6 protein-coding genes are annotated in these 10,907 nt (G+C 67.0%); 1 reads left to right on the top strand and 5 read right to left on the bottom strand.

All coding sequences use genetic code 11. The features are described 5' to 3' along the window. Positions 1–5: 5 nt before the first annotated feature. The 3 genes from ACQP1G_RS29550 to ACQP1G_RS29560 are packed head-to-tail and all read right to left on the bottom strand — an operon-like array spanning position 6 to position 7,809. Positions 6–6,161: an SDR family NAD(P)-dependent oxidoreductase gene (locus ACQP1G_RS29550; protein WP_433192827.1), complete on the bottom strand. Its 6,156-nt coding sequence runs from the start codon at positions 6,159–6,161 to the stop codon at positions 6–8. Positions 6,162–6,175: 14 nt separating this feature from the next. After that, positions 6,176–6,451, bottom strand: coding sequence for an acyl carrier protein (locus ACQP1G_RS29555; protein ID WP_433192828.1), 276 nt, complete (start codon positions 6,449–6,451; stop codon positions 6,176–6,178). 56 nt (positions 6,452–6,507) lie between these two features. Then, positions 6,508–7,809: an NAD(P)/FAD-dependent oxidoreductase gene (locus tag ACQP1G_RS29560; RefSeq protein ID WP_433192829.1), complete on the bottom strand. Its 1,302-nt coding sequence runs from the start codon at positions 7,807–7,809 to the stop codon at positions 6,508–6,510. 380 nt (positions 7,810–8,189) lie between these two features. Here ACQP1G_RS29560 and ACQP1G_RS29565 point away from each other — a divergent pair, with 380 nt between their 5' ends. Further along, positions 8,190–9,086 (top strand): UbiA family prenyltransferase, encoded by an 897-nt coding sequence (locus ACQP1G_RS29565; protein WP_433192830.1) that lies wholly within the window; start codon positions 8,190–8,192, stop codon positions 9,084–9,086. 14 nt (positions 9,087–9,100) lie between these two features. Here the strand turns inward: ACQP1G_RS29565 and ACQP1G_RS29570 are convergent, their stop codons facing one another. Both ACQP1G_RS29570 and ACQP1G_RS29575 read right to left on the bottom strand, forming a co-directional pair. Then, entirely contained in the window at positions 9,101–9,787 is a 687-nt protein-coding gene (locus tag ACQP1G_RS29570) for a response regulator (protein WP_433192831.1), read from the bottom strand. 31 nt (positions 9,788–9,818) lie between these two features. Beyond that, a complete protein-coding gene (locus tag ACQP1G_RS29575; protein ID WP_433192832.1) occupies positions 9,819–10,880 on the bottom strand; it encodes a sensor histidine kinase in 1,062 nt (353 codons plus the stop codon). Between the last annotated feature and the right edge of the window lie 27 nt (positions 10,881–10,907).

Genomic DNA, 10,907 nt, shown 5'->3' on the forward strand with positions numbered 1-10,907 from the left:
TTTCTTCACGCAGTCCGATCCGTGTGGTCCATCGCGAATTTCGTGCCGAGCGCATCGCTGGCCACCAGCTCGACATCGCCGAACCGCAGCAGCACCCGCCCGTCCCGGTCGATGGCCGTCACCGTGGTGCGGGCCACCGATCCGCTGGTCGAGACGGCCTCGACCACGATGCGGAAGTCCGCATCCGAGGGCAGGACGTCGTGCACCTCGACGGTGCCGACAGCGGTGGGCAGACTGTTGAGCCCCAGCGTGCGATGCACTTGTACGAGCGCCGCCTGCAAGAGCAGATCGGCCAGTACCGGGCTGTAGTCGGCGGTTCCGAATCCGCCACCTTGCAGCGGTCGGTCGGTCAGTCGGCACCCCAGCACCAAGCGGCCGTCGGATCCGGCGACCATGGCCCTGAGTCCCTGCAACGCGGGGCCGTGGAACAGCACCCCGTCGGTGTAGGCGGTCACCGGCTCGACCGGATCCGGCAAGCCGGTGAGTGTCCCCGCGACCGGCACCCTGTCGAGCACCTGGGCACGGAACCGGGGCCGACCGTTCGGATCGGTCACCAGCACCACGGTCGAGTCGGCACCCGGGTTGTAGGTCAGGTTCAGGTGGGTGGGCCCGTCCTGATCGAAGACCACGCCCTTGAGCACCGAGAACCCGCGCAGCAGATGCTTCGACTGCCCGGTAAGACGTTGTGCCGTACCGAGAACGGTGCCGATGGCCGCGGTCGCGGGCAGCACCGGAATACCGCCGACGGCATGGTCGGCGAGCACCGGGTCGGCCGCGGCCAACTGTCGGCGCACCATCGTCGGTCCGGATGCCATCCGGCGCGGCGCGCGCACCGACAGCGGAGCATTCGGGCCGACCACGCACACCACGTCGGTGGAGCGCGCGGTGCTGAATTCTTCGGTGAAGAATTCGACGCCGGTCTCGAGCGGAATCAGGGTGACGCCACGCTCGGCGAACATCCGCTCCAGTTGCGCAGTGACCATGCCGCCCGCCCAAGCACCCCAGTTCACCGAGGTCACCTGGCTGTGCGGCAGCCGTCGACCCACGGTCGCGGCGATCCGGTTGAGTGCCTCGTTGGCGCAGGCGTAGCTGGATTGTCCACGGTTGCCGAAGAATCCGGCGATCGAGGAGAACAGCACGACGTGGCGCAGTCCGGCCTCGTCAACGGCATCGAGTACCGAGGCGAGTCCGGCCAGCTTCGTGGTCAGCACCGGTGCGACATCGTCGCGGCGTTGATCGACGATGGCCTTATCGGCCAGCACACCCGCACCGTGCACAATGCCGGTGATCCGGTCTCGGTACGGTGCCAGCGCCGCCGCGGTCGCCGCCGGGTCGGTGACGTCGACCGCGAGGTATTCGGCGGTGGCGTCGGTGGCCCGGATGGCGGTCAGAGTGGCGCGGATCTCGCGGCCCGCGACAAGGCCGCGGAAGCTGCGTTCCACATCCCGTGGCGTTGGCTTCGCACCGCTGGCCCGCAGCTCACCGACGATGACACCCTTGAGCTCGTTCTCGGGTATCCCTGCGGCCCAGTCCGGTTCGGCCGCGAGTGCGCTGCGGCCGAGCAGCAGCAGACCACAGCCGTAGCGCTCGGCGAGACCGATGGCGCAGGCCGCGGTGACACCGCGGCCGCCGCCGGTGACCACGAGCAGATCCGCCGCCGTCGGCTCGGGTACCGAATCCTTGTGCGGCAGTAGTGGATCGTTACCGTCGTCGGTCGAGGCGAGCAGCGTGCGGCGGGTGCCGTCCGCCGCAACGCCGACCTCGGCGACGCCGGTATCGGCATCGTCGATCTCATCGAGCAACCGCACCACCGCCTGTTCGACGGTGAGCTCCGGACTCAGATCCACGGCCCGGCAGTACAGTTCGGGCGCCTCGATGGCCAGGGTCTTGACCAGGCCCGGCAGACCACCGAGCAGCGCCGCGGCATCGGTGCTGCCGGAGAGCCCGAGGATCCCGTCGATCCTGCTGACGGTGAGGAATCCCGCCCGGTGCTGCACCGCGGCCCGTTCGAGCGCTCGCTGCGACGCACCGGCCAGGGCCAGCGCATCTTCCAGTGTGGCAATGGATTCCGACCACTGGGCGGGTGCGTCCGGCGCCAGGAACAGCACCAGATCCAGTCGGCCCTGCGGGATTTCGGAACCGCGGGCGACCGACCAGCCCGCCGCCGCGAGCGCGGCGGCGAGCGGTTCGGCCAGCACCCCGCCGGGTCCCGCGATCAGCGCGACCGGCTCGGCGGCATACGCTCCGACCAGCGGGGCGGCAACGGGCAGTGCGGAAAGGCGCGCCTGCATCCTCGCGATGCGGGACGCGCCATCAGCTTTTGGGTGAACCGCCTCCGCCCCAGTGCTCGCGACGGCCGAGCCGCCGATGGCGACGCTGATGAAGGCGACAATGCCACCGAGGGTGCGCAGTTCACCCATCTGCTCCGGAGCGGCCTGTGGGCTGTCCGGGAAACGCTCCTGCAGGGCACCCATGATCTCGACCCGCTTGATGGAGTCGATACCGAGGTCGGCCTCGACATCCATATCGACCTCGAGCATGTCGGTCGGGTAGCCGGTCTTCTCCGAGACGATCGACAGCAGCGCCTCCTGCACGACCTCGGTGACCTCGGCAGGGTCCTGCGGGGCAGCGGCGGGAGCCGCAGCAGCAGGCGCGGGCTGGGCGGCCGGAACCGGTTGCGGCGCAGGGGTCGGGGCAGCAGCAGGGGCAGCGGGCGCCGGAGCAACCGCCTGCGGCGCCGAAGCAACCGCCTGCGGCGCGGGCGCATACGACGGTGCGGGCGCGTAGGCCTGCGGGGCGGCGGTCAGCTCGGCCTGCGCACCCAACTCCAGCTCCGGACGAGGCAGCCGTTCGATCGGGCGGCGGATCGCGGGGGCGGAAATGCCCTGGCCCGCTTCCAGATACGCGAAGCCGAGCATGACCTCGCTGGCGTGGCTGTGTGCCTGGCCGATGGCGACGCTGTGGTCGCTCACCGACGCCAGACCGGCGACGGTCCGCTCATTCGGGCCGCCGGTGCGGGCGTCGTGCTCCAGAATGCCGCTGAGGCGTTCGGCGACCCGCAGCTGGCTGCTGAGGTATTCGCGGTGCAGGGACAGGTGGTCACCGGCGAGATCGCCGCGGGTCTGCCACTCGGCGGGGGCGGCGGTGTCGGCGACCGGCGCGGGCGCGTGGTTGCCGTTGGCGACCGGCTCAACAGCGTGGTGGCCGTTGCCATTTCCATTGGCGGGGGCGGCGGGCGCGGGCTGGGACACCTGGTACCCGTTCTCGAGTGCGTCCTGGTAGGAGCTGCGACGCTCCTCCGAGACGTAATTGATGCCGTTCAAGGGGATCCTCATTCCTTTGGTCTCGACTACTTCGGGCACCTCGGCGCTGTACCGGTTGAGTCCGGTCAGCGGCAGACCGAGCACGGCAAGCCGCGCCGCGAGCTGTTTGATGGCGCGGTCACCGTCGTTGCCCTGGCCCGCGTCGGCGGCGACCACGACAACGTCCGGCTCGTCGGCGAGGATCTTGCGAACCAGGCCGGAGAGTACGGATTTGGGGCCGAACTCGATGAAGACGCGATAGCCCGCGTCGTACATCTGACGAATCCGGGGCGCGAACGCGACCGGCTTGGACAACTGCTCCACCAGGACATCGCGGTTCACCTCGGCGTCCGCGCCGTACTCCGCATCCGCCGAATTCGCGAAGACCGGGATGGCCGGGACCCCGATCTGCTCGGCGGCCACGGCAGTGCGGAAGGCGTCGACCGCATGGCCCACGTAGGAGGTGTGGAAGGCCGCGGCGACCGGCAGCAACTGGGCGTCCATGCCCTGCTCCTTCGCGGCGGCCGCGAAGGCCTGTACCGCTGCGGTGCCGCCGCCGACGACGGTCTGCTCGGGCGCGTTCAGGTTGCACACGATCACATCGGGGTGCGCGACGAGCAGTTCGGTCAATTGTTCCGGGCCGCACCGCAAGGCGGCCATGGTGCCGCGGTCCGCCGCGCCCTCGGGCAGTTGCGCCATCGCCGCGCCGCGCGCCCTGGCCAACCGGTGCAACTGGTCGTCGTCCAGTGCACCGGCCGCCCACAGCGCGGTGAGCTCACCGAAGCTGTGGCCGAGTGCGCCGTCGGGCACGAAGCCGAGCTCGTCCAGGAACCGGTACTGCCCCGCCGACAGCGCGCCGATCGCGGGCTGCGCGAAATCGGTGCGGCGCAATGCTTCTTCCTGCTGCTGGGCGACCTCGCGGGCGAATGCGGGTGGCGGAAAGATCGCGCGGCTCAACGGATCCGCGGCGTCGGAGAGCTTGCTCGCGGCGTCGAACGCGGCCCGCACCGGCGGCACCGAGATGGCGGTCTGCGCACCCATGCCGACGTACTGACTGCCCTGACCGGCAAACAGTGCGGCGATCTTGCCGACCGCACCGGCGCTGCGCCGGTAGTAGGCACCACCGGGCAGCTCGAAGGAATCGGCACCGTGAACCCGCGAGCCATTGTTCCGAGCTGCCTCGGCGCCGGTGGCCAGTTCGGCCCGCAATCGCTCGACCGCCTTGTCGCGCAAGGATTCCAGCTCATCGGCGGTACGCGCCACCACAGCCAATCGGGCGTGGTCGGCCGGGATCGGTGCGTCCAGCTCGATACCGGCCGGGCTGTCCGCGAGGACACCGAGCAGTGCCTGCGGCGATTCCGCATGCCACATGTGCACCCGGTAGTTCCGATGCAGCGCACGCAGATCCGAGCCGCTGGAATCGTGCTCCTCGAGCACGCAGTGGAAGTTCGTGCCGCCGAAGCCGAAGGACGAACTTGCCGCCCGGCGGCGTTCCCGACCGGGCTCGAGCACCCACGGACGGGTCTCGGAGTTGACCCAGAACGGTGAATTCGGGAAATCGACCGATTCCTTGGGGGTTTCGACGTTGATGGTCGGCGGCAGCACCTTCTGGTGCAGCGCGAGCGAGAGCTTGATCAGCCCGGCCGCCCCGGCCGCCGCCTTGGTGTGCCCGATCTGCGATTTGACGCTGCCGACGGCACAGAACTGCTTCTCGTCGCTGGCCTCGGCGAAAACCTCACGCAGCGCGGACAATTCGGTGTAGTCGCCGACCGCCGTGCCGGTGCCGTGGCATTCCACCAGTCCGACCTGCTCCGGACCGAACCCGGCGTCGGTGTAGGCGCGCTGCAGCGCCACGATCTGGCCCTCCTTGCGGGGGGCATAGATGCTCTTGAACCGGCCGTCGCTCGAGGTGCCGATGCCACGGAGCACCGAATAGATCCGGTCGCCGTCGCGTTCGGCGTCGGCCAGGCGCTTGAGCGCCAGCATGCCCATGCCCTCGCCGATCATGGTGCCGTCGGAATTCTCGTCGAACGGCCGGATGATCCCGCTCTTGGACAGCGCGGGAGTCTTGCTGAAGCACAGGTACATCAGGATGGTGTTCTCGGCGTCACAGCCACCGCTGATCATCAGATCCGCACGGCCCGACACCAGCTCCGCCGCCGCCATATGTACGGCCGCAAGCGAACTCGCGCACGCCGCGTCCACCGTGCAGTTGGTGCCACCCAGGTCGAACCGGTTCGCGATGCGCCCGGCCACCACATTGCCGAGCATGCCCGGGAACGAGTTCTCCTCCCACGGCGCGAAGGCCTTGGCGAATTTGGCGGCGATCTCCTCGGCGTCCTGATCGGACAGCCCGCAGCTGCGCACCACCTCCTTGAGCACCGGGGTCTGCAGGCGGGTGGCCAGTGGCTGGGTCAGCGAATTGGCGCCGGTGATGCCGAGGATCACGCCGGTGCGGCTGGGGTCGTACCACTGCGACCCGGTGGCGCCCGCGTCGGCGAGGGTCTGCTTGGCCACCACCAGGCTCAGCAGCTGCAATACATCGGTGACCTCGAGCTGGTTGGGCGGCAAGCCGAATTCCAGCGGATTGAAGTCGATGGTGGGGATGAAACCGCCGCGCTTGGCGTAGGTCTTATCCGGTGCGCTGGGATCGGGATCCCAGTAATCCTCGATCTTCCAATGCGTTTCCGGCACGTCTTCGATGCAGTCCGCGGCCGCGACGATATTCGACCAATATTCGGTGAGGTCGGTCGAACGCGGGTAGAGCGCGCCGAGGCCGATGATCGCGATGGGGGTGTCGCAGAGCCGGGAGGTGGGCGAGACCCCGAGATCGGGGGTCGCGGTCGACTGTGATTCCATGACAGTTCCTAACCTCAGGCCGCGAGGCGGTCCTTCTCGGCGACGATGTATTTGGCCAGTTCAGCGATGGTCGGGTGGTACCAGAGCGCGGTGGTCTCCAGCTCGAAACCCAGCCAGGACTCCAGCTCACCCGCCAGCACCAGCGCCTCGGTGGAGTCGAGCCCGAAGGTGTCGAAGAAATCGTCGACCGAGATTTCGGACGCTTCGGCGGACAGCTTGTAGGCGATCTTCTCCTGGAGCCAGCGCTCCACTTCCTCGGCCGTGAGCGAGGTGGCGACGTTTTCGGACATGACAAATACTCCTGAGGTCGTTTCCAGTTGTTTTCGGGTAAATCGCCCGGCGTCGACTAGTGAATGGGCTCGGCCGAAAGACTGCGCAATACGGCATCCGCCGCGGCGGAGCCGGAATCGAATGCCGACTCGTGGTTTCCGACAATATCGATGCCCATTTTCCGGGAGTGGAAATACGATCCGGCGAACTTGATCCGGCTATCTGCCTCGTTGATCGTGTGCAACACCGGACGCAATTGCCGGGCCGCGGCGGTGAAGATCGGATGCCGGTAGTCGAAGCTGCGGATCACCCGGTCCGGGTCGATGTCGACGCCGCAGTCCAGGGTCAGGAAGTAGTCGGTCGCGCTCTGGAAGCACTGCAGTTCGTTGAGGTAGTAGACAACCCAGGTCCGCATATCGCCGATATCGCCCGCGCGCAGGTAGTTCCAGCTGCGCCACAATTCGCGGTCGGCGGGCATGCAGGCCGGGTCGGTGTGCAGCACCGCGCGGGTGTTGTTGTAGGCCAATGCCTCCAGCATCCGCTGTGCTGCGGTGGGGACGTCGAGCATGGCCAGCGCGTCGTCGGCGTGCGCCGCGATGATCACTTCGTCGAAGCGCTGCGGCCCCGCGGCGGTGTAGACGGTGACGCCGTCGCCGTCCTCGGAAACCCGTCGCACGGGCGCTTCGAGCCGGACGGTCTGCCCCGCCGCACGCAGGCTGGCCAGCGCCGCCCGCACGTAGTTGATGCTGCCGCCGGTGACGGTGTTCCACGGCGCGGTGCGCCCGCCGAGTCCCTCGCGACCGTGGCCGAGGAAGAAGGCGATGATGGTGGCGGCGGGCATTTCCCAGATCTTGTCCGCGGGCACCGACCAGGCAGCGGTGGCGATCAGCACGATGAAGCCGTAGCGGAAGGATTCGCTGTAGCCGTTGGCGTCGAGATACTCGCCCATCGGCATCTCGGCCTGCTTGCGGATGAAGTGCTTGGGCGATTCCTGGTAGAAGCGTTCGGCCTCGGCCCACAGCTCCACGAATTCGGCCGGGTACTTGGCCCGGATCTCATCCTCGGTGAGGTCGAAATCGTCGGAGACGTAACCGGTTTCGGTATCGGCGTTCCAGAAACCGAAGGTTCCCGGATGGGACTGACAGGCCACACCGAGGTCGGCGAAGAACTGGGTGAGCCGCGGGTAGTGCGGCTCGTTGTACACGATGAAGGCGGTGTCGAGACCGAGGATCCGACCATCGTCGGCGACCTCGATCGCGTTGGCATGGCCACCGGCGTTGGATTCCTTCTCGAACAGGGTGACGTCCGCGCGTCCACGTAGGTGGTACGCCGCGGAGATTCCGGCTATTCCACCACCGATCACAGCCACCTCAGCCATGCCGTCCCTCTTTTCTGGACATCGGTTCAATTTACTTCTGGACATCAGTTCAATTTTGACCCCGAGGCGCCGATGACTCGGGGTCTGAATTCGACGATATATGTTCGTTATGTGGATCCGAAGGGGGACCAAGGGAGCATCGCCGCATGTATCGAAAGAGGTATTCCTCCATCCGAAAAGGCTGGTTACCAGGCCTTTTCGATCTGGCCGTGCGCATTGCCGAAATTCGGCATCGAACGTCCGGTTAATTCAGTGCCAACTGTTAGCGGCCGGTTGGGCAGATGTTTCCAAAGTCGAGTGGACCGCACTCGGACCGCTTCACTAGCGTTTTCCACATGTCCACAGTCACGCGGTCGCGAGAATATCCGTTACGTGTTGTCATGGTAGAAATCGCCGCATTCATCCGCCGAATTCGAATGTGTTTCGCCGAATCCCGGCCGGGCGTTCAAATCATGTTCGTATTGCGTTTCCTTGCCGCATCGGCCGTCGGCGTGCGCTACGGCGGGGACGGCGCGGCGATTTCCTACCGCGGCTACGCCTTCGCGGTGCTGGCCTGGTTCCTCGCTACGGTCTGCGTCTATCTGATCAACGGCATCGCCGACAGCGAGAACGACCGGGTCAACGGCGTCGGGCGCCCCATCGGACGCGGCGAACTCAGCCCCGCCGAGGCGGCGCCGATCGCGGTGGCCGCCGCGACGGTGGCCATCATGGCGGGCGCACACGTCGGCATCGCCTCGGCGCTGCTGGTTTGCGCATTTCTCGGCTTCGGGTATCTGTATTCGATGCCGCCGTTCTACCTCAATCGCACCTGGGCGGGGTCTACCGCAGTGGTCGTCGCAGGCGGATTGCTCACCTACACCGCAGGTGTCGCGGCGGCGGGCGTACGCCCGACCGCGCCCGTGATCGCCTTCGGCGTGGCCATGTCGTTGTGGATGGGCCTGATCGGCGCGGTCGTCAAGGACTTCTCCGATGTGGAGGGCGATCGCGACTCACGCACCAGGACACTGATCGTCCTGCTGGCGGAAGCGCCGTTGCGGCGCCTGATCACCGTGATCGCCGCACTGATCGCGCTCGGAATGCTGTTGGCGGCCGGTCATATTCCCGGTTTGGGTCCGGCGTGCGCCTGCCTGCTCGTCGGCGCGGCCACGGTCGGCTACTTCACTCTCACCACCCGCTACCGCGATCCGCGCCGCCTCAGCCGTCGTCCGTACCACGCCTTCATGGCCACGCAGTTCGCGGCCAATGCCGCTATGGGCGTTGGCGCGCTGGCCATTTGACCGGCGCGGCGGCCTCAGCCGCGGCCGGACCGGCCGGGCCGGGCGTTGATCAGGTTCGCCGACACCGCCCGGTTCACCGCATCCAATCGCGATACCGCGCCGAGCTTTTCGAAGATATTGCGCAGATGCCGCTTGACCGTGCCCTCGGTGATCCCGAGGGCCACGGCGAGCTGTCGATTACTCATCGCGACCGCGACACCCTCGAGCACCTCCAGTTCGCGGACGGTCAGGCCATATTCGGCCCCGCGCTCACCCGACGCCCGCTCCCCCGCCGAACGCTCCTCTTGCCACGACACATAGATCACGACTTCGGTATTCTCGCCGGGGTTTTCACCGATCGAGCGGATCGTCGACAACAGCGCGTCGCGGCTGGCGCTCTTGTGCAGATAGCCCGCGATGCCGAGGCCGACGAGTTCGCGGATCAGGGTCATATCCTCGTACATGCTGACGATCAGCACCTGTGAGCGCGGGCTCGCCTCGTTCAGCAGCCGCAGTGTGACGGTGACATCGTCGCCGGGAATCTCGACGTCGAGTATCACTACATCCGGGTCCATCTTCGCGGCGTAGACGACCCCGGAGGACCCGCTCGCGGCATCGGCGATCACATCGATATCGGGTTCGGTGCGCAACATATCGCACAGCGCGCCGCGCAGCATCGTGTGGTCGTCGACGACCAGCACGGAAATCGGTCTATCGGTCATATCCGCCAGCCATTCGCCGAAGAGCCCTCGATCACGAATAGTCGGCCAGCACCGGAATCCATACGGCTACTTTGGTTCCCGCCTGCTTCCAGGATGCGACGGTGAGCGATCCGGACATCAGTTCGGCGCGCTCGCGCATCGAGTCCAGGCCGTTGGTACGGCGCTCGACGCGCGGGTCGAAGCCGACGCCGTCGTCGACCACTACCGCGCAGATCTCATGCGGCGCGATATCGACGTCCACCACCACCCGTTCCGCATTCGCGTGCGCGTAGGCGTTGCGCAGACATTCGCGCAGGATCAGGAACATCTCGTCCAATACGTGCGCGGTGACCCAGGACTGCACACCATTGACCCGGATCTCGACCCGCGGCGTCGGCAGCCCCATCGACGCGACGAACGCGGCCAGCGCATCGCGCAGACTGCCGGTCCCCTCATCGGTGCGCAGGCCCGTGGTGATGGCCGACAATTCCTGCATCGTGTCCGTGAGCGCGGCAATCGCATCGGGAATTGTGGTGTCCTCCTGCGGGAGTGCGGCCGCGCACATTTCCAGGCGGCGCATCGCCACGCTGATGCTGTTGCCGAGCCGATCATGGATATCGCGGGCCAGCATTCGCCGTTCGGCCTCGGTGACCGTGCGCACCTGATTCAGCAGGAACGAGTCGTAGCCCTTCGCGCCGGCCTCCAGCCGGGAATTCAGACTGCGGCTCAGTGTGACCGCGGCAACCGCGAGCCGCCGCGTCGAGTCCGGCAGCTCCGCGACGACCTCGCGCGTCTGGCACATAATCAATTCGAACAGGATCATCGCCGCCCGCACCGAGCTGTCCGGCCGAATGCCACGGGCGCCACGGCGTTTGGCCATCTCCGGGATCGAATGCAGATGTCGCGCCGCGATATCGACGCGGCCGGAGGCCAACGCCTCGATGCAGTCGTCGACGATCAGATTCGCCTGGATCAGACATTCTTGCCAGCTCGCCTCATCGGCGACCAACGCACTGTCGATCGACTGTAACTCGGTCCGGTAGCGGTCCAGGATCAGTTGTCTTCGCTGCCCGAGATCTTCTTGGATCGCCGAGTCCACCACATCAGGATTCATGCTTGTCGATCTCCAGTCACCCGACCG

Origin of the sequence: Nocardia sp. CA-107356 (assembly GCF_050946365.1) — a bacterium.
GTDB lineage: Bacteria > Actinomycetota > Actinomycetes > Mycobacteriales > Mycobacteriaceae > Nocardia.

What these genes read in the sequence shown, in the direction of transcription:
- ACQP1G_RS29575 (WP_433192832.1), bottom strand. Translation starts at nt 10,880, where the DNA reads ATGAATCCTGATGTGGTGGACTCGGCGATCCAAGAAGATCTCGGGCAG.
- ACQP1G_RS29550 (WP_433192827.1), bottom strand. Translation starts at nt 6,161, where the DNA reads ATGGAATCACAGTCGACCGCGACCCCCGATCTCGGGGTCTCGCCCACC.
- ACQP1G_RS29565 (WP_433192830.1), top strand. Translation starts at nt 8,190, where the DNA reads ATGGTAGAAATCGCCGCATTCATCCGCCGAATTCGAATGTGTTTCGCC.
- ACQP1G_RS29555 (WP_433192828.1), bottom strand. Translation starts at nt 6,451, where the DNA reads ATGTCCGAAAACGTCGCCACCTCGCTCACGGCCGAGGAAGTGGAGCGC.
- ACQP1G_RS29560 (WP_433192829.1), bottom strand. Translation starts at nt 7,809, where the DNA reads ATGGCTGAGGTGGCTGTGATCGGTGGTGGAATAGCCGGAATCTCCGCG.
- ACQP1G_RS29570 (WP_433192831.1), bottom strand. Translation starts at nt 9,787, where the DNA reads ATGACCGATAGACCGATTTCCGTGCTGGTCGTCGACGACCACACGATG.